19 protein-coding genes, 2 pseudogenes and 1 riboswitch are annotated in these 22,501 nt (G+C 60.6%); of the genes and pseudogenes, 11 read left to right on the forward strand and 10 right to left on the reverse strand.

All coding sequences use genetic code 11. The features are described from left to right. Window positions 1–71: 71 nt before the first annotated feature. The 5 genes from BCY88_RS31210 (at window position 72) to BCY88_RS40740 (ending at window position 4,741) form a co-directional block, all read left to right on the forward strand. Window positions 72–1,697 (forward strand): methyl-accepting chemotaxis protein, encoded by a 1,626-nt coding sequence (locus BCY88_RS31210; RefSeq protein ID WP_120348005.1) that lies wholly within the window; start codon window positions 72–74, stop codon window positions 1,695–1,697. Next, window positions 1,694–2,032, forward strand: coding sequence for a DUF3579 domain-containing protein (locus tag BCY88_RS31215; RefSeq protein WP_120348006.1), 339 nt, complete (start codon window positions 1,694–1,696; stop codon window positions 2,030–2,032). The genes BCY88_RS31210 and BCY88_RS31215 overlap by 4 nt, the downstream gene beginning before the upstream one ends. Before the next feature lie 521 nt (window positions 2,033–2,553). Then, a complete protein-coding gene (locus BCY88_RS31220; protein ID WP_120348007.1) occupies window positions 2,554–2,856 on the forward strand; it encodes a hypothetical protein in 303 nt (100 codons plus the stop codon). Window positions 2,857–3,800: 944 nt separating this feature from the next. Beyond that, window positions 3,801–4,103: a hypothetical protein gene (locus tag BCY88_RS40520; protein ID WP_259461564.1), complete on the forward strand. Its 303-nt coding sequence runs from the start codon at window positions 3,801–3,803 to the stop codon at window positions 4,101–4,103. A 419-nt stretch (window positions 4,104–4,522) separates the two neighbouring features. After that, window positions 4,523–4,741 carry a hypothetical protein gene (locus BCY88_RS40740; RefSeq protein ID WP_310796139.1) on the forward strand — a complete coding sequence of 73 codons (219 nt, stop codon included), beginning with the start codon at window positions 4,523–4,525 and terminating at the stop codon, window positions 4,739–4,741. Between the two features lie 472 nt (window positions 4,742–5,213). Here BCY88_RS40740 and BCY88_RS40745 read toward each other — a convergent pair. The 8 genes and pseudogenes from BCY88_RS40745 to BCY88_RS31275 form a co-directional block, all read right to left on the reverse strand. Next, a pseudogene (locus BCY88_RS40745) lies at window positions 5,214–6,450 on the reverse strand (methyl-accepting chemotaxis protein). A gap of 20 nt (window positions 6,451–6,470) precedes the next feature. Continuing rightward, window positions 6,471–6,671, reverse strand: coding sequence for a hypothetical protein (locus BCY88_RS31245; RefSeq protein ID WP_120348008.1), 201 nt, complete (start codon window positions 6,669–6,671; stop codon window positions 6,471–6,473). A 216-nt stretch (window positions 6,672–6,887) separates the two neighbouring features. Beyond that, complete coding sequence (locus BCY88_RS31250; RefSeq protein WP_259461565.1) at window positions 6,888–7,595, reverse strand: substrate-binding domain-containing protein; 708 nt, start codon at window positions 7,593–7,595, stop codon at window positions 6,888–6,890. Window positions 7,596–7,608: 13 nt separating this feature from the next. Beyond that, window positions 7,609–8,292 carry a 4-carboxy-4-hydroxy-2-oxoadipate aldolase/oxaloacetate decarboxylase gene (ligK, locus tag BCY88_RS31255; RefSeq protein ID WP_120348009.1) on the reverse strand — a complete coding sequence of 228 codons (684 nt, stop codon included), beginning with the start codon at window positions 8,290–8,292 and terminating at the stop codon, window positions 7,609–7,611. Window positions 8,293–8,294: 2 nt separating this feature from the next. Beyond that, window positions 8,295–9,320 carry an amidohydrolase family protein gene (locus BCY88_RS31260; RefSeq protein ID WP_120348010.1) on the reverse strand — a complete coding sequence of 342 codons (1,026 nt, stop codon included), beginning with the start codon at window positions 9,318–9,320 and terminating at the stop codon, window positions 8,295–8,297. Between the two features lie 102 nt (window positions 9,321–9,422). Next, window positions 9,423–10,517 carry a porin gene (locus tag BCY88_RS31265; protein ID WP_120348234.1) on the reverse strand — a complete coding sequence of 365 codons (1,095 nt, stop codon included), beginning with the start codon at window positions 10,515–10,517 and terminating at the stop codon, window positions 9,423–9,425. Between the two features lie 115 nt (window positions 10,518–10,632). Beyond that, window positions 10,633–11,895 (reverse strand): dicarboxylate/amino acid:cation symporter, encoded by a 1,263-nt coding sequence (locus tag BCY88_RS31270; RefSeq protein ID WP_183081504.1) that lies wholly within the window; start codon window positions 11,893–11,895, stop codon window positions 10,633–10,635. 210 nt (window positions 11,896–12,105) lie between these two features. After that, a complete protein-coding gene (locus BCY88_RS31275; RefSeq protein ID WP_120348012.1) occupies window positions 12,106–12,969 on the reverse strand; it encodes an amidohydrolase family protein in 864 nt (287 codons plus the stop codon). Window positions 12,970–13,100: 131 nt separating this feature from the next. Here BCY88_RS31275 and BCY88_RS31280 point away from each other — a divergent pair, with 131 nt between their 5' ends. The 3 genes and pseudogenes from BCY88_RS31280 to BCY88_RS31290 all read left to right on the forward strand — a co-directional run bounded on the left by BCY88_RS31280 (window position 13,101) and on the right by BCY88_RS31290 (window position 16,588). Then, the gene (locus tag BCY88_RS31280) at window positions 13,101–14,024 is read left to right on the forward strand and encodes a LysR family transcriptional regulator (protein ID WP_120348013.1); all 924 of its coding nucleotides are present in this window, start codon (window positions 13,101–13,103) and stop codon (window positions 14,022–14,024) included. Continuing rightward, window positions 14,021–15,288: pseudogene (locus tag BCY88_RS31285) on the forward strand (LysR family transcriptional regulator). The gene BCY88_RS31280 and the pseudogene BCY88_RS31285 overlap by 4 nt, the downstream one beginning before the upstream one ends. 142 nt (window positions 15,289–15,430) lie before the next feature. After that, entirely contained in the window at window positions 15,431–16,588 is a 1,158-nt protein-coding gene (locus BCY88_RS31290; RefSeq protein ID WP_120348014.1) for a PDDEXK nuclease domain-containing protein, read from the forward strand. A 152-nt stretch (window positions 16,589–16,740) separates the two neighbouring features. Here the strand turns inward: BCY88_RS31290 and BCY88_RS31295 are convergent, their stop codons facing one another. Beyond that, the gene (locus BCY88_RS31295; protein ID WP_120348015.1) at window positions 16,741–17,976 is read right to left on the reverse strand and encodes a sensor histidine kinase; all 1,236 of its coding nucleotides are present in this window, start codon (window positions 17,974–17,976) and stop codon (window positions 16,741–16,743) included. A gap of 252 nt (window positions 17,977–18,228) precedes the next feature. Between BCY88_RS31295 and BCY88_RS31300 the strand changes: the two genes are divergently transcribed. The 3 genes from BCY88_RS31300 to BCY88_RS31315 all read left to right on the forward strand — a co-directional run bounded on the left by BCY88_RS31300 (window position 18,229) and on the right by BCY88_RS31315 (window position 21,620). Next, window positions 18,229–18,588, forward strand: coding sequence for a response regulator (locus BCY88_RS31300; protein WP_120348016.1), 360 nt, complete (start codon window positions 18,229–18,231; stop codon window positions 18,586–18,588). 112 nt (window positions 18,589–18,700) lie between these two features. Next, window positions 18,701–19,291 carry a BPSL1445 family SYLF domain-containing lipoprotein gene (locus tag BCY88_RS31305; RefSeq protein WP_120348017.1) on the forward strand — a complete coding sequence of 197 codons (591 nt, stop codon included), beginning with the start codon at window positions 18,701–18,703 and terminating at the stop codon, window positions 19,289–19,291. A gap of 833 nt (window positions 19,292–20,124) precedes the next feature. Next, window positions 20,125–20,187: riboswitch (Fluoride riboswitch) on the forward strand. Between the two features lie 257 nt (window positions 20,188–20,444). After that, window positions 20,445–21,620 (forward strand): P-loop NTPase family protein, encoded by a 1,176-nt coding sequence (locus BCY88_RS31315; RefSeq protein WP_120348019.1) that lies wholly within the window; start codon window positions 20,445–20,447, stop codon window positions 21,618–21,620. Window positions 21,621–21,983: 363 nt separating this feature from the next. Here BCY88_RS31315 and BCY88_RS31325 read toward each other — a convergent pair whose 3' ends face one another. Beyond that, window positions 21,984–22,487: a Y-family DNA polymerase gene (locus BCY88_RS31325; RefSeq protein ID WP_259461566.1), complete on the reverse strand. Its 504-nt coding sequence runs from the start codon at window positions 22,485–22,487 to the stop codon at window positions 21,984–21,986. Between the last annotated feature and the right edge of the window lie 14 nt (window positions 22,488–22,501).

Consider the following 22,501-nt stretch of genomic DNA (forward strand, 5'->3'; position numbering starts at 1 on the left):
ACAATTTGCGGCGGCGGATATATCCGCCTGCCGCTTTTTTTCTGTTCAGCGGGTCGGGGAAGAAGACAACCATGTTCAGAGATACCACTATCCGAACAGCTTTGACGATCACCATCGCCGGTTATTCAGCAGCGCTGATGCTCGTAATCGCAACATCGATCGCGGGTCTGAAAGCGGCCAACACGGCGCTCGACAGGATGTACCGCGAGGAAACGGCGTCGCTGCGACACCTGACCGCCAGCAGCGACGCGCTTCTGCAGGTGCGGGTCGATCTCGGTGCGTACGAAACGCTCGTCGCGCAGGGCAAACCGACCGACGCAGTGCTCGCCCGGGTGCATGCCGAGCAGGCCAGCAGCGATCACGAACTGGTTGCCTATGCGGCGCAACCGCCTTCGAACGAGGTCGAGAGGAAGCTGGCCGACGCACTGCACGCGAAGCGCGAGCAATTGATGAAACAGGCGCTTGCGCCTGAAATTACGGCGCTCGACCAGAACGATTTCATGTCGTTTCGCACGACGCAGCGACAGGCGCCTGACACACTGTTCAGTGACTACCGGAGCGCCGCGCTCGCGCTCGAGGATTTTCAGGCAAACCAGCAACAGGCGCGTTTCGCGTCGGCGCAACAGCATTTCCATATGCTGCTCTGGCTCTTTGGCGCGATCGGATCCGCCTCGATCGTGCTGGGCGTGTTCGCTCGTTTCGCGTTGACGGCGTCGATCGTGCGGCCCATTAATCAGGCGATTCAACATTTCGAGCGCATTGCAGCCGGAGATCTGACAGGCGCGATCGATACGCTGCGCGCCAACGAGATGGGCCGGTTGATGGCTGCACTGGCGCGAATGCAGGCGGGGCTTGCTGCCGCCGTGGGGCAGGTGCGGCGCGGGACGGCGGCGATCACCCATGGCGTCCGCGAAATCGCGAGTGGCAATGGCGATCTGTCGACACGTACCGAGCAGCAGGCGGCGACTTTGGAGGAGACCGCATCGAGCATGGAAGAGTTGACTGCGACCGTCCGGCAAAACGCCGACAACGCGCGGCAGGCCAGCACGCTCGCCGAAAACGCGTCGGAAGTCGCGGAACGCGGTGGCGACGTTGTCGGTCAGGTTGTCGATGTGATTGCGGACATGTCGTCGAGTTCAAACCGGATCGTCGACATCATTGGCGCGATCGAGGGCATTGCGTTCCAGACCAACATCCTCGCTCTGAATGCAGCCGTCGAAGCTGCGCGTGCCGGCGAGGAAGGGCGCGGATTCGCGGTGGTCGCGGGCGAAGTCCGCACGCTCGCGCAACGTTCGGCCGCTGCAGCGAAGGAAATCAGAGAGCTGATTGGCGATTCGGTTGCGAAGGTGAAGAACGGTGCCGATTTGGCGGCTCGCGCGGGTAACACAATGACCGAAATCGTCGCGGCGGCCCGCAACGTTACCGGCATCGTCAGCGAAATTAGTGTGGCCTCGGAGGAACAGTCGCGCGGTATCGATCAGATCAATCGCGCCGTGACGCAGATGGATAACGCGACCCAGCAGAACGCCGCACTGGTCGAGCAGGCCGCAGCGGCGGCTGCGTCGCTTGAAGAACAGGCGCGCGCGCTCGACCATGCGGTGGCCGTGTTCCGGCTGGCTGAAACGGACATGCCGTCCGCCGTGGAACCCGGCAGGCAGAACTGGATGGCGTCGGGGCCATCGACCGTAGACGCATGACGGTAGCCGACGGAAGCGAACACTATCTGATCAGTGGCCGCACGCACCACCGGACAGTCTTCCGACCGGGCGACTGGGCCGAGCGTCTGATGGGCGTCATCATCCTGTTCGTCGGGGAGCGTCGGCCCGGGATTCACATCGCCTCGACGCGCCTCGCCATGCCGGTCGTCGATACTGGCGTGAAATGCCTGATTGTGTCCGGTGAACTCCGAAGCGTTTGTCCGGAAGCCTTTGACTTCGTTGTCGGGTTTGCCGAAGACAATGATCTGCCGGTTGCGGTTCGTTTCTCGTGCGGCGACGGGGCTGCCCGGTCGGGTCCGGCCCGGGTCGACTGATTCACACCCTGCCGGTGCGGCGCGGCCCCGCGTGGGACGGGCAATCGGTCGAACCGGCCGCGGCGCGACCTGCCGTGGCAACTGAAGGTTCATCTCAAAGTCGCGCCAGAGGCGAAGAGGTGCGCGGTGAGCCCTCAAGGGCAGTGTGGCGCGTTTGCGCCGGTTGCCTCACGTTCAGTTTTTGCTCGTTCTCGCCAGACACGATGCGGTTGCGGACTCGGTCTATTCGTTACACGTTACGCGCCATCGGCGCGCGGTTCTCGGAGATTGAGCTGATTTGTTCTGACAGTTCTCTTCTCTCTGCTCGTAGTCACCGCGCCACCGTCATTTGGGATCTGATCATTGGCATTGGCTGCGATGTTTCCGGTTAGTTCTGTGCGTCGATATAACCCTGGCGTTTATGACAGAAATTTGCGCTCAGCTTGGTCTACCCCCCTGTAGAACGGCTTTCCTCCAAACGACCCGAACGGTCCGAGGGAGGACGGGTCAAATGATCATGCAGTTTTTTCGGAGAGAGGAAAGTGGATGATCCTGCAAAGCGTATCGTGCTGGTTGCAGTGACTGTTTGCAGCACTGCTTGCCAGGCCGTGCAGCCCGACTACGCGTACGAGACAACCGTACGTCTGCCCGAGGGTAAAACGGCGCATTGTGCCGTGAATGAGCCTGCGGATGCCGGGCGCGTCTCAAGCACTACGCTTGACCTGAGTGATCAGCGCAAGGCCGAGGTGCTAGCCACGCAGCGCCTGCGCGTGTTGAGCGGCCCCAGATCGGACTACCCGTCCCCCTATACGGCGCCCGTCGTGAGGTGCGAGCTTGTCAACTGAGCATCGGGGTTGTCGCACTTCCGTGCGAATTCTGGCAGTTGGTTTCGAAAGATCGATATTGATCAATAGCTTGCGCAATCCCCGGTTGCGTACCAGCCGCACAGCCGTCGAGTCTTGCTGCACGCGTCTCTGCATCTGACTACCGTCAGATTTCGCACCAACCTAACGATTTCCCCCGCCGGACCGCTGTGCGACTATTTGCACGCAGTCCGCAGGTTAACTGACTGCGGAACTTGCGTCACCGCCCTTCACCCCGCAGACACGTCGCCTGTCCTGTCGACCCGCAAAGGGATGGCCATTTAGATCAGTTGATCCCGCCGAATCACCATCCGTAAAACCGGGACCACGTTCCGACCGTCCCTGCCAACCCGACTGTTCCCGGGTCAGTCCGCGTGGCACCTGCCTCTGGCTACCGACGCAGCACTTGTGAAAACGTGCCCCCTTCCGTGACTGAAGCAACCGGCTGCCCGCCTTATGGTCTGGGCTTGGCGGCCGCTTTGGCGCATCTCATCTAACGAGGTTTTTAACAGTTCACATATCTTGCGCCTACGGAACTGGGCTCGCATCTCATACCGCGCGGCGCGCCGGCAGTGTCGATTTCCTCCGCGTCGCCGGGTGAACCCCAGGTCAATCACAGCCGCCTCGTGCCGGTTACGCATGTCTGAATAGGCAACCGCCGGTCGTACAGCAGGTCGCCGCACTTGTGACCGTTCGCGCAAACGCAGAGCGCAGCGAAACAGAAACGAGCCTTACCGTCTACTACGTACCGCTTGACGCGCGCGGCTGACGGCGACACGTGTCGCATCACGAAAGGGACGAATACCTTGGGTTCGCGTCTCCGTACAACAAAGCGCATATCCTGAAAAAGAGAGTTTCAGGATATGCCATATCTCAAAAGCGTCGGCCGATGTCAAATGACGAGGACGATTAACAAGGAACACATCATGATGATTCGACACTTCACCTGCGCGCTGCTCGGCGTCGTCACTTTCTGGTCGACCGACGGCATGGCTGCGCAACCCGATTACGTCTATCAAACGACCGTACAGCTCGCCGACGGCAAGATGCTGACATGCGGCGTCAACGAACCGCTACCGCACGGCGCCACGCCCGCTAATCTCACCCGCCGCGAGCAAACGCAAGCTGACGTCCTCGCGACCCAGCGCCTGCGCGTCCTGAGCGGCCCGGATTCCGACTATCCGTCGCCCTACACCGCGCCGACCATCATTTGCTCGAGCGCAGGCTAAGGCTGGCCGCTTCGCACCGTCCGGTGCCTGAGGCGACTACCAGGTGCGATGCGGGACATCGCCCGGAAAAGGATACGGGGTCAAGCCAAGATACGGCGCGGGCAGGCCCATTCGAGGTTGGCGGCCCGCACAACGCGTCGCATCTCGCGCAGTTCAGAACTGCCGAGGCACAATGACCTGCGAAGCCAGCCGATGATCGATAGTTTGTCCGTCGCGTGCCTCCTTCTCGCGAAGCCAATCGAATGGTCTGGCCTGCCCGGCTTCGACGACCCGCTGGATCGCGCCTCGACCGGCAGGTCGTTATCGCGTGCAAAGCGAACAACGAAAACGCAGCTTCGACCCGGCAGACAAGCATCGGCTGATCACTGCCTGCTTGCAAGCGGACGCATCACTGTCGGGCCTGGCCCCTGAAGGCTGGGGTGAATGCTAACCAGTTGCACAAATGGGTTCGGCTGCGCGAACAGTCAAATGCGCCCGTGAGGGAGGACATGGCGGTCGCGTCGTCAGCCTTCTTCCCGGTCATCGCGATCGATGATGCGGCGGGTGCTGGTTTCATCACCCGCTGCGCGGCCCGTATCAGTCCCGGAGCCAACGCGTTTGTCGCCGCGATCAGGGACGCTGGCACGGCTGTCGGCTGATTTGCCAAACGGCGTAAAGCTTGAGCTCGCGTGCTCGGGACACGATGCCGCACTCGTTACCGCGATGATCGGCACATGGGGCGCACGATGACGAGGCGAGCAGCCTCACCGAGCACAAGCCCCGAGATATTCAGGACAAGCTCGCCGATCTCGGGTGCTTGGAAGCGGTCCTCACCCAGTTCGTGTGCGCGTGCCGTTTGCGCAGGGGTAATGTGTCGTGTCCGTTGATTGCATCATTGCAGCGAGGCGAAGAGCTACGCGAGACTGATGTCCGCTGATGGCTGGTCGGCCTAAGCGAACGAAAAAGCGCGTTTCTTGACGGCCCTCCTGGTCGGGCCAAGATCTGCTCGCGGTCTCAGCCAGCGATATGAAATCGGCCAAACGTGGTTTAAATTCCGCTTTCTAAAGTCGCCCCTCATATTCTGACAATTTAAATGCCGCAACGGTCGCCTTCAGGTCGCGCCCCTGTTCCTCAAGTGACTGCGCGGCCGTATGCCGCCTCTTCGACGAGCGCGGCGTTCTGCTGGGTCACTTCGTCCATCTGCGTGACCGCCAGTGCAACCTGTTCAATACCGGTTTGTTGCTCGGCTGAAGCGGCGGATATCTCACCCATGATATCTGTCACGCGCCGCACGCTCGTATCGATCTCATTCATCCGTTGGCCGGCCTCCCCAACCAGCAGACTTCCGGCTTGTACACGTTCTGCGGACTTTTCAATCAAATCCTTGATTTCCTTTGCGGCAGACAACGAGCGTTGTGCGAGCGTGCGCACTTCGCCCGCGACCCTGTTCTCCGGCCCGGGCAGCTTCGACCGCCGCATTGAGCGCGAGGATGTTGGTCTGGAATGCAATGCCTTCGATAATCCCGATGATGTCGCTGATCTTTGCCGAACTCTGACTGATTTCGGCCATCGTGGCGACAACGCGGCTCACGACCGCGTTGCCCCGCTCGGCCGTGCCGGCGGCGCTCAACGCAAGCATGCCGGCCTGCTGCGCATTGTCGGTGTTCTGCCTCACCGTGCCAGTCAACTCTTCCATACTGGCCGCCGTCTCTTCGAGCGACGCTGCCTGCTGCTCCGTGCGCTGCGAAAGGTCGAGATTGCCATGTGCAATCGGGCTCGATGCGGTACCGATACTCTCTGCCGCGGCACGAATGCGCTGAACGATGCCCTCGAGCGAGCGGCTCATTGCGAGGGTGGACTTCATCAGATCGCCGAATTCGTCGACCCGGGTCACCGTCAACTCCGCGTTCAGATCACCTTGCGCAATTCTCGCCGCCAGGTGATTGACTTCGAGCAAAGGCCTGCGGATTGACCGGATCAGTACGGCAGCACCGGTCAGCACGTCCAGCGCGAGAGTTACCAGAAGCATCGCTGTCGTCACAACCATGACGTAACGCTGACGTTCGATACCTGCCTGGGCCATAGCCAGCTGCTGCTCCTGCAGTGCGACGAATGTCCTTATCGCCTCACCGTAAGCAGCCTGATCTGGCATGTATTTCTCGTTCAACATGTCCAGTGCCGCTAGCTTCCTGGCCTCGTTGGACCGCATTGCCACGATCTTGTCACGAGTTGCCAGCACCTGCTTGCGCAACCCGGCGATAGTGTCGAGCTGCTTCTGATCAGCGGGGGTGTGTGCGAGGGCGGCTATCGTACTCTGCACCCGGGGCGATCTGGGCAATCGTCGCGCCATTGTCCTTGCTGAAGACATCCGATAACACGGGATCGGCACTAATAACCATTACCTGCGTGCGCAATGTCCGCAAGTTTCGACCAGACGCAGGCAGCAGTCACTTTCTCTGACAGCATCTTTGGCGAGCTGTCACGTTGCGCTTCCATGCTCGCGAAGCGCCACATCGACAAGCCAACGATGCCGAAAATCAGCACAAGCAGCAACGCAGTTGAAATCCAGAGTTTGGTGGCGAGTTTCATGCAATCTTGATCTATGAGTTATCGCGATAGGGGCGGCAGCGTTTAAACAAACCTGCTCGACAGGTCTCGGCTGGGTTGCAGGGAGAACTCACCGTCCGGAACGGGCAAATAAATGCAATCGATATGCCGCTCCAGGCCGACGCATAGATGGCTTGCGATACGCCGAACGGGTGTCAGTTGCCCGTTCGACGAAATGAATCATCCGAGGACACCCTGTCATGCCGGCTCCATGCCGTGACGAAGCTTGGCGGAGGCGGCCGCGGGGGAGGCCAGAAATGAGAGCAATGCCCTCGGGGCATCTCTTTGTCGGGATGCCGTGCATATGGCCGCCGAAAAGGTAGTGATGATCTGCACTTCGGGGGGCAAAGGACCGATGACATCGATGCCCGGCAGGTGCATTAACTCACTCAATTGCTGGAAACCGAGCTCGACATCCCCGCGCGCGACGAGTGTGCCGACCGGAACACCAGGGGGCGCCTGCACGATGCGCGGTGCAATGGTCTCGGCGATGCCCCAGCGTTCGAACAGGCGGCCCAGGTGTGAACCGCTTGGGCCCGTCGAGTAGCCGATACTACGCGCGGCCAGAATGGCGTCGCGCAACGCGGCTTCAGTGGCGATCTCGGGCCGCGGCGCGCCAGTTGCTACCGCAATCGCCACGCCCGAACGGACCAGGTCGATCCGACTGGCCGGATCGATCCGGCCGGCTGCGGCAAGCCGGTCGAGCGCGTCGGTCGCAAGCACGACGATATCGAACGGCTCACCTTCCTGGACGCGCCGGGCAGCGACAACCCCGCCGACCGAGTCGATGACAACTCGCCGCCCCGATAGGCGCCCGTATTCTTCGACCAACTCGGCCAGCACCTGGCGCGTGGCCATCGAGGAGATGCCGGTGATCTGCTCACTCATGGTTTGACCGATGGCCATGTTCTTCGCCTTTTCAGTCGATATAGCGCAGTCCAGCCTGTTGCAACGGCTCGCGCATCTTGTACATATCCAGGCCGAGTACGCCGGCGGCCAGCTTCGCGCGCTTCTCGCCTTCGCTGGCTTCACGCGCGGCTGCCTTTTCGAGCACCTGCGTCGCCAATGCTGCGGGCACCACGACCACACCATCGTCATCGGCGACGACGACGTCTCCAGGATTCACCAGCGCCCCGGCGCACACGACGGGAATGTTCACGGATCCGAGCGTTGCCTTGACCGTCCCCCTGGACGAAATCGCCTTGCTCCATACAGGAAAGTTCATCTCCGCCAGCACGCGCACGTCGCGCACGCCCCCATCGATGATGAGCCCTTGCGCACCGCGCGCCTTGAAGCTCGTCGCCAGCAGGTCGCCGAAAAAACCGTCGGTGGAGTCGGTCGTCACCGCGGCAACGACGATGTCGCCCGGCTGGAGCTGCTCCGCCGCGATGTGCAGCATCCAGTTGTCGCCCGGCTGGAGCAGGACCGTGACGGCCGTGCCGCTCGCCTGCGTGCCGCTATAGATCGGACGCATATAGGGTTTCATCAGTCCAGTACGCCCCATTGCCTCGTGTACCGTGGCAGTTCCGAGAGCACCGAGCTTCGCGGCGACGCCGCCGTCTGCCCGCTGAATGTTGCGATACACAACGCCAAGTTCGTACATGATCAATGTCCCTTCGCTTTCAATGCTGCATCCAGACGCGGGTAGACACGTCGCGCGTTACCCTCGTAAATCTTGTACCGTTCATCTGCATCGATGTGCGCCGCCTCGATATACCGCTTCGTGTCGTCGAAATAGTTGCCGGTCTCCGGGTCAATGCCACGCACCGCGCCAATCATCTCGCTCGCAAACAGAATGTTGTCCACGGGAATCACGCGCGTAAGAAGGTCTATGCCCGGCTGGTGATAGACGCAGGTATCGAAGAAGACGTTGTTGAGCAGATGCTCGGCCAGTAGCGGCTTCTTCAGCTCCTGGGCGAGCCCGCGAAAGCGACCCCAGTGGTACGGCACAGCGCCGCCGCCATGCGGGATCACAAAGCGCAAGGTTGGGAAGTCGCGGAACAGGGCCGACGTCAGGCACTGCATGAAGGCAGTCGTGTCCGCGTTCAGATAATGTGCGCCGGTGGTGTGGAAACACGCGTTGCAGCTCGTGCTCACATGAATCATCGCGGGAATGCCATACTCGACCATCTTCTCGTAGATCGGGTACCAGTAGCGGTCGGACAGTGGCGGGCTGGTCCAGTGGCCGCCGGACGGGTCCGGATTCAGGTTGATCGCTACGTTGCCGTACTGCTCGACACACTTCACCAGTTCAGGAATGCATGTAGCGACGTCCACGCCCGGGCTCTGCGGAAGCATCGCAGCCGGAATAAAGTGCTCCGGAAAGAGCTGGCTCACCCGGTAGCAGAGTTCGTTACAGATGGCGGCCCAGGTGCTCGATACTTCGAAGTTGCCAATGTGATGTGCCATGAAGCTCGCACGCGGGCTGAAAATGGTCAGATCGAGGCCGCGCTCGCGCATCAACCGCAACTGGTTGCTTTCGATCGATTCGCGCAACTCGTCGTCCCCAATCTCCAACTCGGAAACCCTGGGCATCTCAGAAGGACTCTTGATGCCCGCAATCTGGCGATTGCGCCACGTCTCCAACGTCTTCGGCGCGGTGGTGTAGTGGCCGTGAATGTCGATGATCATCGTCGCTCCAAAAAAACTGGTTGAGTTATCGGCGCGATGATGCGAATGCCATGCGCGCCGACTTTGTTAGCGAGCCTTTTTTGGCTGCAGAGTCGCCGCGCCCTAAAACGTATGCTGCATGCCGACACCGTATGTACTGCCCGATGGATTGGCCGTCAGCTTGTCATAGGAATAGACCACATACACATAGGTGCGCTTGGACAGAATGTAGTCGTATGCAATAGAGCCGGTGTTGCGTACGTTGCTATGGTTCAACGGTGCGCTGTGCTTCGTGCGCGCCCATTCGGCAAGGATCACGTTTGACGGTGACAACGGTACGGAAACCCCTAGCTCATATGTATGCGAGCCGGTCTCGACATCGTTGTTGCTTGTCATCTGCGCAGCCCCATAGAGCTTGACGAGCTTTGCATCGTACGCAGCGCCTGCGAGATAAAGATACTGACCGCTCGACGGCGCGACCGCCGCCGTTCGTACACGCTGCGCCGAGAACACCGCGGTGAGCGGCCCATTCACGTACGTCAGATGCAAACCGATGTTGTCCTTCCCCTGTTGGCCCGTGGTGCTGCTGACGCCATAGATCGCAGTGCCCGTGAGGCCGCCGTAGCTGGGCGAAACATACTCGATGGCGTTGTCCCAAACGGTGTCACCGATCTGCGTATTGCTGTAGCTCGCCGTGTATGACTGCACGATCAAGGGCGAAAACACCACCGATCCACCGAAGGGATTGACGAGGATCTGATTGAGGTAAGTTGGATTGGTCTGCTCGCCGAACTTGAACGTGCCATATGCGCCGGTCAGGCCGACATACGCATTGCGGGAAAACAGGCCATCCGTCGTGTTGCGTCCCATCTGCCCCGTGTTAGGCCTGAAAAAACTTTCGAGAGCGAAAAACACCGCATTGCCGCCGCCAATGTCCTCCCGGCCACGCATGCCCCAGAACGACGTTGTCATCCCGCCGCCGCCAAGCTGTACCGTGCTTGCTCGCGTCGTGCTCAGTTTTGAACTGTCGAGATACATACCGACTAGTCCGTACAACTGAACTGCGGAGCCTGACATCGTCGCTGCGCCGGCGGCTGCCTGCGAATCGTCGGCGTACGCGGTACTTGCGACGAACCCGCTGGCCGCGAGCAATGCCGTGCCCAGACATGCAGCGTTGAGTTTCAGGAGCAGGCGGTTGCCGCCGTTTTTTAGTGACATCATGTTTTATCTCCAAACCAGTTTGTAGTTTTATGTACGAGTGTTCCCGGCTGCGTGCACCGGTAGCGCGCGCAGACAGCGAAACACACGAGAATTTTTCTCGCCGGCTAGCCAGTCATTCGGTGTGACGGCACGACATTTCGGCGTTCATTTTCGAACGGTCAAGCTCATGCTCCCAGGCGGACACCACCAGCGTGGCGACGCCGTTGCCGATGGTATTGGCAACCGCGAGTCCCGTTCCCATGAAGCGGTGAATCCCGAGAATCAGCACCATGCCGGACACGGGAATAATCGGGAACACCATCAATGTCGATGTCAGCATCACAAACGCCGCGCCAGCCACACCGCTGGCACCTTTTGATGTCAGCATCGCCACGCCCACGAGCGTCAGCTGCTGCGTCAGGGTGAGTTCGATGTTGAAGGCCTGCGCGATGAACAGCACGGCCATCGTCAGATAGATGTTGGTGCCATCGAGGTTGAACGAATAGCCGGCTGGAATCACCAGTCCCACCACCGATTTCGAGCACCCCAGCCGTTCGAGTTTTTCGAGCATCCGCGGCAGCGCGGCCTCGGACGAACTTGTGCCGAGCACGATCAGGATTTCCTCGCGGATATAGCTCAGGAAGCGCAGGATGCTGAAGCCGAGTAACCGGGAAATAATGCCGAGCACCACCAGCACAAAGAAGGCGAGCGTCAGGTAGAACGTCCCGATCAGCTTGAGCAACGGCAATACGGCGCCGATCCCAAAGGTGCCGACCGTGAACGCGATCGATCCAAACGCGCCGATCGCCGCGACCTTCATGATGATATGAACGATGCCGAAAAAGGTCTGGGCAAACCGGTCGATCATGCGAACCAGTGGCCGGCCATATTCACCCGTAGCCGCAAGCGCGGCGCCAAACAGTACCGAGATCAGCAGAATCTGCAGCACGTTACCAGTCGAGAACGCACTGACGACCGTGTCGGGAATGATGTGCATCAGAAACTCGACCGTGTTCTGTTCGTGCGCGGCAGTCGTGAATCCGGCGAGCGCTTTGGTATCGATCGTCGCGGGATTCAGATTGAAGCCGGTGCCGGGATGAAACAGGTGTCCGGCCACTAGTCCGATCACGAGCGACAGGGTCGATACAATTTCGAAATAGAGCAGCGCTTTGCCGCCGACACGTCCGACCTTCTTGATGTCGCCCATGCCGGCCATGCCGGTGACGACGGTGCAGAAGATGATCGGGCCGATCACCATCTTGACCAGCTTGATGAACGCGTCGCCGAGCGGCTTCATCTGCACGGCGAGCGACGGCGCGAAATGACCGAGCAGCACGCCGAGCAGAATAGCGAGTAAGACATGGAAATACAGCGTGCGATAGAAAGGTTTCCTCACGCTCCGCGCGGGGGGCGTCATCACGGCACTGTCGTTCATGACGATGTTCCCTGATCAGCCAAAGGGGCTGCTTTGGCCACGTGACGATGCATATTGGTCATCGTTGTCTCCTGATTCGAATGGTGAGCGGAAGGCCGGTTGATTCCGGATTTCCGCCTGACTGCCATTCTTGGTGTGGCAGTTCAAAAGTGAGTGAAGGGAGTGGTTCGCTCAGAATCCGTAAAGCCGCGCCGGGTTCGTTACGAGCAATTGTTCGCGCAGCGCCGCGTCAGGGCAAAAGCGGAACAGCAGATCGACCAGTTCGCCGTCGTTCGGCATATCCTTGCTGATGTTCGGATGCGGCCAGTCGGTGCCCCACAGCACACGGCCGGGAGCGGCTTCGATGAGCGTGCGCGCGAACGGAATCGCATCGTCGAATGGACGGCGCCCTGCGGAGACCCGCTCCGCTCCGCACACCTTGACCCATGCGAGCGGATTGCGCATCAGTTCCAGAAGCTGGCGGAACGGCTGCTGGTCGACTCCGGCTTCGGCGCGCACGCGTCCCATGTGATCGATCACGAATGGCACCTTGATGCGTGCGATCCGCTCGGCGTATTGCAAAATGTCCTGTGCGTCGAGGTGCAGTACGACGTGCCAGCCGAGCCGCTCGATACGTTCTAGCACGCGGTCGAAAACGTCCAGATCGGGCGCACCGCCCAGATGCGCGACGAAATTGAAGCGCACGCCGCGCACGCCGCGCGCGTCGAGGTCCGCCAGTTGTTTGTCGGTGACGTCGCCGTCGACGATCGCAACGCCGCGATAGCGTCCGTTGCCGCGCTCAATCGCATCCAGCATCGCGGTGTTGTCGGTGCCGTGGCAACTTGCCTGCACGATTACGCCGCGGCTCGCACCGAGAAAATCATGCAGAGCAACAAGACGCTCGAACGGAGCGTCGGGTGGCGTGTAGCTACGGTCGGACGCGTAGGGAAAGACGTCCGCGGGGCCGAACACGTGGCAGTGCGCATCGCAGGCGCTGGCAGGCAGACGCTGAGCTGGTTGAACGGGGTGAGGATCGGGCGGCAGGCAGGATTTCATGAGCGTCGTCTCGATGTCATTGCCGCGGAGCGCGGCTATCTGTGGCTGTACGTATTGTGGCGGCGAGTATGACTCGCTACAATCGCAATACCCGCCTACCTGATATGTGAATTTCACATGAGCCGCGAAATATGGACCTGAAGCAGCTCGAGGCCTTTGTTCACGTCGCTGAACTTGGCAGCTTCACGCGCGCTGCGACTACGCTCGACACTAACCAGCCTGCCTTAAGCCGGCTGGTGCGGCATCTGGAGGTGGAATTGCGGCATACGCTGCTTGAGCGGACCGGCCGCGGAGTGACGTTGACGCCGGCGGGCCAGCGAATGCTCGCGCATGCCAAAGGTATCCTGCAACAGGTGCAGCGCGCCTCGCAGGACTTGGACGAGCTGCACGGTGCGCTCGGCGGCCATTTCGCCATTGGCATTACCCCGAGCTTCGCCAGGGTCGCTACGCATGAACTCGTGCGTGGCTTTCGCTCCTCGTTTCCCGGCGCGACCATCTCGGTGGCTCAGGGCTTGTCCACTTATCTGATCGAATGGCTGATGATGGGCCGCATCGACGTCGCCGTCCTGTACGACACATGCGATACGCCGTTGATCGACAAGCGAACGATCTTTACTGAAGAACTGTTTCTGATCGGCTCGGACAACGGCGATACACCCACAGAGGCAGTAGGCGAGTCCACAACAACGATCACGCTGCGGGAAATCGTGCGCTACCCGCTCATCATCCCCGGCCGCATGCACGCGATCAGACGGATGGTTGAGGCGGCCGCCGCAGAACAGGGCGTAAGATTGCGGATCGAACTGGAGGTCGATGCAGTGACCTCCATTCTCGACCTCGTAAGCGAAGGCATCGGCTATGCGGTGTTATCGCTTAATGCGACTACGAGCGATGCGCTCAAGCGGCGCTTCCAGGTAATCCGCATTACCGAGCCGACGCTCTTCAGCCGTCTTGCAATCGCAACCAGTAGCAAGCACACGCTGTCGCAACTTGCCATTCAGGCGATCGCCATGCTCGAATTGAAAATATTGCCGCTCTACGGCACCGCTGCCTGACCCGGCGTTTACTTCGCACGTCCGCTCTCTTGGCCAACTCGACGTCGCCGACCGCCGAACTGCTCAATCTCGCCCAACTGCGAGTGTTCACCATTGTCGTCGAACACGGCAGTGCAAGCCGGGCAGCGGCGCTGCTCTTTCGCGCGCAATCGGCCGTGACGCGCTCCGTGCGGGAACTCGAGGAAACGCTCGGCGAACGGCTGCTGGAACGTCGGCCATCGGGCATGCTGCTACCTCGGTCGGCCATGCCGTCGACGAGCGCAGCCGGCGCATCTTCGCGGAATTGCATGCACTCGCGCAATGGTGCGCGACGCGCCAGACGCGCGTACGAACCTTCACTTCAGGCTCGATACCTTCCTACTTGCTGAACACGCGGCGCCTGCAGTTATTCGTGGCTCTCGTGCGCCATCAGCATATGCCGAGTGCGGCGCAGGCCCTCGGGGTCAGCCAGCTGGCCGTCAGCAGCGCAGTGCGGATTCTTGAGAACGGTGCTGATATTTCTCTGTTTCATCGTACGGCACGAGGCGTGCAGCTCACCCGCGAGGGCGAAATTTTCGCACCGCACGTGCGGCGCGCGCTTAACGAACTGCGCCACATCCCGGACGACATCGCCGCCGTGCGCGGCGTTATCCGTGGTCACGCTGCGGTCGGCGCGTTACCGCGCAGCCGCACGTTGATCGTTCCGGAGGCGGTGGCGCGTGTCAGGCGTGACTATCCGGGTGTGCGCATTACCACCGACGAAAGCGCCTACGAGACGCTCGTGGCGAGGCTGCGCGCCGGCGACATCGACTTTATTCTCGGCGCGCTGCGTCCCACCGATGCCGCGAGCGGGCTGCATGGCGAACCGCTGATGTCGGACGACATGGTCGTGCTCGCCCGGGCTGATCATCCGCTCGCCGGCAGGCGGGGACTCAAGTTACGGCAGTTGGCTGACGCAGAGTGGGTTTTACCGCGCAACCACACGCCGGCGCGTTCGATTCTCGATACGCTGTTCGTGCGTATGACGCTGGGGGCGCCGGTGGCCGCGATCGAAACAGCGGATCTCGCGATGTTTCGCGGTCTCCTGTTGCGTACGGACATGCTTGCCGTTCTGTCAGCGCAGCAGGTCTATTACGAAATTGAGACCGGACAACTGGTGATTCTGGACGTTGCACTGCCCGACACCGAGCGCGCAATCGGTCTGACAACGCGAGCAGCGGCCGAACCGTCGCCGGCCGCCCGCAAGCTGATCGAAGCGGTTCGCGAAGTCACGCAGCGAACCTGAGCAAACCTGAGCCGATCCTGCGCGATTTGCCGCGACCGACATACCGCCCACGGCACATTTCCATCTATTCCATCGGTATAAACGCGGACATCGGACCTTCCCCGCTGGCACCGATAAACGAAACAGGTGCCGTCAACGCGTCATGACGAAGGTGGCAATCGCGGCCGGCGACTACGCCGGCCTGCACAAGGAAGTAGTCAGCGTCGTCGAGTCGGCGCGGCGCACGGCGGCACGAAACGTCAATGCCGTGATGACCGCCGCCTACTGGGAGATCGGGCGACGGATCGTCGCCAGTGAGCAGGGCGGGCAGGCGCGCGCCGGCTACGGACAGGCGCTGATCGCCCGGCTCGCGGACGACCTGGCGCGCCGTTTCGGACGTGGCTTCGGCCGGGCCAATCTGGCCAGCATGCGCGCCTTTTATGTCGCCTGGCCGGCGGCGGAGATTTTCCAGACAGTGTCTGGAAAATCTGCAGATCCTGAAAATGTCCAGACGCCGTCTGGAAAATCGCTGCCAGCGAAAGGCGTCGTTGACTGCATGGCAACGACGCCCGATTACATGGCGCTAGCCACCCGTTTTACGTTGCAGCGGTCCGCCTATGTGCGCCTGCTTTCAGTGAAGACGGCGGCCGCTCGCGCTTTCTATGAAGCAGAGGCGTTGCGCGAAGGCTGGTCGGTGCGCCAACTCGACCGCCAGATCGGTAGTCAGCTTTACGAGCGTCTGGCGTTGTCGCACAACAAGGCGGCCCTGCTCAGGAAAGCCGCTGATGTCCAGCCGGGTGATCTCCCCACGGCAGAGGAGGCGATTCGCGACCCGTTCGTCCTCGAGTTTCTCGACATCAGGGACGAGTACTCGGAGTCGGATCTTGAGGAGGCGCTGATTCTGCATCTGGCGGATTTCCTGCTGGAACTCGGCGACGACTTCGCTTTCGTCGGCCGGCAGCGCCGCCTGAGAATCGACGACAGGTGGTTCAGGGTCGATCTGGTGTTTTTCCATCGACGGTTGAGATGCCTGGTCATCATCGATCTCAAGGTTGGTCGCTTCAGCTATGCGGACGCCGGGCAGATGCATCTCTATCTGAACTACGCGCGTGAGCACTGGATGAAGCCTGGGGAGAATCCACCCGTCGGTCTGATCCTTTGCGCCGAAAAAGGTGCGGCCGAAGCACACTACGCGCTGGACAATCTGCCGAACAAGATTCTCGCGGCGGAATACCAGACGGTGTTGCCCGATGAGGCGATGATCGTGCAGGAGCTGGAGCGCACAACAGCGGAACTGGACCTGCGCACCGGGGCTTCGTAAGGTTTGTCCCCGATGCCCGAGAGATCCCCGATCATCTGAAGGCGAGGCCGCGAATCGGTACCGCGTCGCCATTTGGAAAGGGTGACGTGCTTTCATATCTGCCAGTTCAGGCAGAAAACTGGCGCCTCAAGATACGATGGTTATCTTAACGATTACGTCGGAGATGCGCCCTGGCTTTTGTGGCGTGTCTCGACAGGGAACCGGATTTCAAAGGTCGTGCCGTGTCCCTCGCGGGACTCGAAATGGATGCGGCCTTCAAGAGCCCGGCAAAGCTCCCTGACAATAGCCAGCCCGAGGCCCACCCCCGGTATGTCGTCGCCAGCGACCCGTTGGAACTCCTCAAATACGCGTCGCTGGTCGGGCACGGCAATGCCGACACCGGAGTCGGTGACACGTAGATACCAGCTACCCTCTGCGGAGTTGCCCATCGCCATTTGAATTTCACCAGCCTTCGTGTACTTGGTCGCATTGGACAGCAGGTTGAGAGCCACCTGTTTCACCTTGAGGCGGTTCGACAGCACCGTTATCTCGCCAGCGTCGCAGTAAGCCGACAGACGCAACCCTTTTGCCTCAATACCTGGCCGGCAAGCCGCGACCAGCTCTTCGAAGAGCTCGTGCAGGCCGAACTGCTCGACGGCGAGCGGTGCGTTGTCGCCTAGAACGACCGAGTACTCCACCATGTCGTCCACCAGTTGTTTCATGTCGGCAGCCTGCCGGGTGGCGAGCGCAATTCCGGCATCCGCCTTTGATGGGGCGCGGGATATCAGCTGCAGCGCGACCGAGAACGCGTTCAGGAAGTTGCGCAGGTCGTGCACCACGCTGCGGGTGATCTGCATGCGCGACTCGTAGAGATCGCTCACCAGCCGCTGTTTCAGCGTCAGTTCATGGTTAGCCCGCTCAAGACTGCCGGTGTATTCGTCGATCTTCCGGTCGCGCTCGGTGACGACTTCCCGGATGGATGCCACGGTGACAAAAGCGAGTGCCTCATCAATCAGCCGCCGCGCACGCCCTTCGTGACGCCTCGTAAACGCGTCATCCGACTCCGCAAACGCCTCGACCGCGTCCGCCAGCACCTGCCGGAACAGTTCCAGCTCGTGAACGAGTTCGTCAATGCGATAGCCCTGTCGCCACCGGACCCGTGCATGCATCCGGGCGTCGTGCTCAATCGCCCGTTCCACCGGCTCCAGGTCCTGCGCTTCGAGTGCGGTGCAGATCCCGCCGAGGATTTCCGGAAGATGATCGGCGAGCTGCTCGTAGGTCAGCTTGTCGGCCTCGACGAGGTCAGCATCGGCCGCCACCGCGTGCATCCATTTTTCCGTCAGGCTTGTCCGCTGCTGGCGCAGGAGTCCGGCAAAGCCGCGCAGGGGTGCTACTCGCGAGTCAGTCATGATCGTTGTTCGCAGAATGATGTTTCGACAGCCGCGGGTGAGCGCTCCGCGCTACTTCGAATGTGCGGGCGTCCCCGCAACCTGCACTCGCGTCACGATGACGGGAACAGGTTAGTCGGGGAAAACCGGTCCGGTAACGTTGCCTGACGGGACGTACACCATTTTCATTTAGTCGCATGCCAGGAACAAGTTTTGCGCCGTCGTGATAGATGGGAGAAGTTAAAGAAAGCATAACCCGAAGGTAGGGCCGGTATGTATTCAATCCTGCTCGTCGATGATGACCCTGACCTCCTCGCGGTGTGGCATTTCATACTAAGCGGGGAAGGATATGACGTACGTTGCGCAGGCAACGGCGCCGAGGCGCTGGAGTGTCTCAGGCAGCGCGTGCCTGATCTCGTCATCACCGACTGGATGATGCCCCTGTTGGACGGGGCGGAGCTGTGTCGCCGGATGCGGGCTCACCCGGAGTTGGCGCGTGTGCCGATTTTTGTCCATACCTCCGCGCCGCTCTCACAGAAAACCGGCAACGCATGGGACGTCTGTCTGCAAAAACCTGTCCCTATGCAGGTTTTTCTCACAACCGTGGGACGGTTGTGTGCGGCGCGCCGATAGCCTGCCACGCGCGCCAGGTCGATTGACCGTGGCCTGGCAGGTCTGTTAACGAAGTACGAAAAGGTGCTGGTTGGACCTCGCACCTCGCTTTTGAAATCACAGGAGAATAATCATGCGCAGGAGACAGTTCATTATGGCCACGAGTGCGGTGCTGGCGACCGGCAGCCTCGGGCTCGCCGGCTGTACGACCACTTCGCCGAAGTCTGCGTCGGGCACGGCGGGCAACGCCGGGAAACGACAGTCGATCAATGCTGATGTCGATTCGACGTTGGCGCGCCTGTATTCAACTGCCAACGGGTCGCGCGAACTGGTCGCGAAAGCCCGCGGCGTGCTGGTCTTCCCGTCGGTGATCCAGGCCGGCTTCTGGATCGGCGGCCAGTACGGCGAAGGTGCGTTGCGAATCAGCGGCCAGACGGCTGGTTATTACAGCACGGCCGGCGGCTCGTTTGGCCTGCAGATCGGCGCGCAGTCCAAGGCGATCATTTTCCTGTTCATGACGCAGGATGCGCTGGACCGGTTCCGCAACAGCGAAGGCTGGGCCGCCGGCGTTGACGCGACGGTCGCCGTGATGAAGGTCGGCGCGAACGGCAATATAGACACATCGACGGCGACCGCGCCGGTCGAGGCCTTCGTGCTGACCAATGCCGGCCTGATGGCCGGTGTCTCACTGGAAGGCACCAAGGTCACGCGTCTGAAGATCTGAGCGCCTTAGGTGCGGCGTGACCCGGATCGCGTGCACATCAGGTCATCGGGGTCCGCCGTAAGCTTAGTCGGCCTCGGGGAGCGCGCCATTCTGGGGGATGGCTTCACCAGCCGGTTTCTCGACTGTCAGGCGCGCGTTACCGTGGAAATGCTCCCGCAGGGTGCTCGGCCGCCTCCTGGTGGATCATTCCTTGCCCGATCAGGGAAGGGACAAGCACTCGTTCACGAGGCGCGGTGTCGCGTTGGGTCGGCCGAGGCGCTTGCCTCAGGCGCGCGCATTGCGCCGGGTCCGAGCGGATTCGTTCCCGAATAAGCTCCTTTCGAATTCCGCGACCGCCGAGAGCACATGCGCCCGCATCCGGCCCACTGGTGTGCTCATGTCGGTCTGGCATCCTTGTGATTTCCATAGTTATCCACTTTTTCTGCGTATAACCCTGTGTGAAAAATGCGCCCAGTACTGCAGCGCACTGTTCCAGCGCGCGCTGAAGGCCTACGGTATGCGCTCGCCGATGAGCCGTCGTGACGATAGTTGCCCGCGTTGCCTGAGGGAGCACATACGCTATCAAGTTCGGGGGCAGACGACCGAGTCTGCCATCAAGCGAGGGTCACGGTCGGGCAGCTGATAGACACAGTCTGTGATGCTGAAATGGACGTCCGCCAACATCAGGCAACGCTGCGGTACGGACATTGAAATGTGACTGAAACGAATGCCCTGTTGGCCTGTCAAGAGCACTTCTTACGAGACAAACCTGCTTGTCGCTTTCCTGCAGGTCTGCGTGGCGTGGCCGACTTCGCCAGCGGCTTGTATCCACGTAATGCACGGCGTTGACTGAGAATCGAATTGGAGATGGCATTCCTCCATAACCGCCCGCAGGGGCTAACGATGCCTACAGGTCTGGGTTAGGGCACTGTGGGCACGCTCGACTTGCTTCGTTTGTCTGAAGCGCGCGCCATCGTCAAACTGGCGTCCCCTCCCAGTTTTCATCACCGTACCGATCACGTCTGTCCGCCTCACCGATTGCAGTCGCGCGCGTAATCGGATGTCGGAATCTCTGCCAGGCTCCATCCCACCGTGTGGAACCATTGTTTCACGCGGTCGACGGAATCTGGTGGCAGGCGCGCGTGTGCGGCTGTCAGGCAGGAAGGGGGTACGCATGGTCTTCCACAGCATCCTGTTCAAAAAACCAGAGGACGGACCAAAGCGCGATGACGTGCCGGAGCCAGGTTTCTTTGGTGATCTCAATCTCGACCAGATAATCTCCGCAATCACGATCGGATGGAGCGACTACAACCTGAAGCCGTTCTTTTATACCGAGCTGTCGCGTGAGGAAGCGATTACGTATCGGCACGAGGTCATGCAGGATCTCGACGATACCGGTGTGTTCGACAGCATCAGTGTTTTCTCGCACGGCATGCGCAAAATGCGCGAGCACCTGGCACAGGCGGAAAAACTCCGCTACCGGCTCCAGAAGGAGTGGTGGTTCCTCGAAGCGATCGTGGTCTATTGCGAGACACTTGCGGCCTTTGCCCGGGATCTGCCGCTGGCAGCGCCCAAGTCAAAAGGACTCAGGGCGTTTCATCGATACCTGACCGGATATGTTGCATCGGAGCATTTTCAGTCGCTCACACATGACGCGGACCATCTCAGGAGGCGCCTATCGGCGATTCGATATTGCGTGCTCATCAAGGGAAACGCCGTCACGGTACGCAACTACGACGCGGAAATTGACTACAGTGCCAACGTTCTGCGGATCTTCGAAAAATTCAAGCAGGGGGCGGTCAAGGATCATCGCGTCGAGTTGCGCGACTGGCTGGACATGAATCACGTCGAAGCCCATGTCCTGGATTTCGTCGCGCAACTGTACCCGCAAAAGTTTATGGCGCTCGCCACATACCGCGCGAACAACGCGAGCTATCTCGATGTCACGATCCAGACGTTCGACCGCGAAGTCCAGTTCTACTTCGCGTACCGCAGTTACATCAATATCTGCAAAGGTCCGGGCCTGTGTTTTTGCTACCCGCGCATGTCATCCAGCAACAAAGCCGTGCGCTGCGACGAGACGTTCGATCTGACGCTCGCGCACAAGCTCACAAGCGAAAACGCGTGCGTCGTCAAAAATGATTCCCACCTCAATGGCGAAGAACGTCTGATCGTTGTATCGGGTCCCAACAACGGAGGGAAAATGACTTTTGCCCGCACCTTTGGCCAACTGCACTATCTGGCGAAGATCGGCTACAAACCGAGCGGGCGTGCCCCGCTGACAATCTTCCAGCAAGACGTTCAGCCGAAGCTGACGTTGCCGCCGGAAACATCGGCGAGCGTGCCATGAGCATGATCCGCATAGCAGAGGTGACAAGGAGACCGGGATGCTCGCGAACCCAGCTATACAAGCTTTCTTGATGTTTCTGGCTGGCACGGCATTGACGCTTGGTGATGTGCATAGCCGGGTGTGGGCATGGGTCTGCTGGTGCGTGGCAGGAGCGCTTCTCTTTGTCGCGTTTCTCAGGTGGCTACGTTGGCCGGGCCGCTACGGTCGCAAGCTGGAGAGTATCTGGTATCTAAGCTGGGGTGGGCGTGTTCCGCTGCGAAAAGCCGCCGAAATCATTTACAGCGAGGCGCGTGCGCAAAATTCGGTCTGGGCACACGCAGCCGAGCGCATGAGCCTGGACAAGTCGCCTGATGGCATCCTTTGCTACATCGCAGAGGTGATCAAGCAGGACACGCATCCCAGTCCACTGAACCAGTCCGCGTAGCGGCGCATCTCCGTGACGACCTCGAAAGGTAGTGTGTCCAGGATGCGTCCGAGCGAGCGCATTTTGAGCACGCGCGTCTTGCCCCGCTTCGACAACAGCCACGCACCTTGTCCCGTCGGCGCAACGCCTACGCGGCCCGTGACGCCAATGGTCTCAACGATTTGTCTGATTGCGCGGCAGATGCGTGGAACACCGCCGAAAAGCCGGATGCTCGCAGTGACATCCATGAGGACCGTGTCTTCTGCACACTGCGCGACCATTGGCGAAAAACGCATGACCGCATACGCGACTTCCAGCAGCACGGCGTGCTCGCGAGCAGGGTCACGGTCATACACCAGTGCGTCCTGCGCGAGCGTGATGACCCCGCCACGCCGCATGCCGACGGCGACACCCGCCTCCCGCGCGATCGCATCGGCGATGAGGACTGTTTCCCGCTCGAGCACGACGCATCCACGCT

Origin of the sequence: Paraburkholderia fungorum (assembly GCF_003610895.1) — a bacterium.
Classification (GTDB): Bacteria; Pseudomonadota; Gammaproteobacteria; order Burkholderiales; family Burkholderiaceae; genus Paraburkholderia; species Paraburkholderia fungorum_B.

Coding starts and splice junctions, on each gene's coding strand:
- BCY88_RS31290 (WP_120348014.1), top strand. CDS start 15,431: ATGACGAAGGTGGCAATCGCGGCCGGCGACTACGCCGGCCTGCACAAG.
- BCY88_RS31245 (WP_120348008.1), bottom strand. CDS start 6,671: ATGAAACTCGCCACCAAACTCTGGATTTCAACTGCGTTGCTGCTTGTG.
- BCY88_RS31275 (WP_120348012.1), bottom strand. CDS start 12,969: ATGAAATCCTGCCTGCCGCCCGATCCTCACCCCGTTCAACCAGCTCAG.
- BCY88_RS31315 (WP_120348019.1), top strand. CDS start 20,445: ATGGTCTTCCACAGCATCCTGTTCAAAAAACCAGAGGACGGACCAAAG.
- BCY88_RS31215 (WP_120348006.1), top strand. CDS start 1,694: ATGACGGTAGCCGACGGAAGCGAACACTATCTGATCAGTGGCCGCACG.
- BCY88_RS31280 (WP_120348013.1), top strand. CDS start 13,101: ATGGACCTGAAGCAGCTCGAGGCCTTTGTTCACGTCGCTGAACTTGGC.
- BCY88_RS31300 (WP_120348016.1), top strand. CDS start 18,229: ATGTATTCAATCCTGCTCGTCGATGATGACCCTGACCTCCTCGCGGTG.
- BCY88_RS31250 (WP_259461565.1), bottom strand. CDS start 7,595: ATGGCCATCGGTCAAACCATGAGTGAGCAGATCACCGGCATCTCCTCG.
- BCY88_RS40520 (WP_259461564.1), top strand. CDS start 3,801: ATGATGATTCGACACTTCACCTGCGCGCTGCTCGGCGTCGTCACTTTC.
- BCY88_RS31305 (WP_120348017.1), top strand. CDS start 18,701: ATGCGCAGGAGACAGTTCATTATGGCCACGAGTGCGGTGCTGGCGACC.
- BCY88_RS31260 (WP_120348010.1), bottom strand. CDS start 9,320: ATGATCATCGACATTCACGGCCACTACACCACCGCGCCGAAGACGTTG.
- BCY88_RS31295 (WP_120348015.1), bottom strand. CDS start 17,976: ATGACTGACTCGCGAGTAGCACCCCTGCGCGGCTTTGCCGGACTCCTG.
- ligK (WP_120348009.1), bottom strand. CDS start 8,292: ATGTACGAACTTGGCGTTGTGTATCGCAACATTCAGCGGGCAGACGGC.
- BCY88_RS31210 (WP_120348005.1), top strand. CDS start 72: ATGTTCAGAGATACCACTATCCGAACAGCTTTGACGATCACCATCGCC.
- BCY88_RS31265 (WP_120348234.1), bottom strand. CDS start 10,517: ATGTCACTAAAAAACGGCGGCAACCGCCTGCTCCTGAAACTCAACGCT.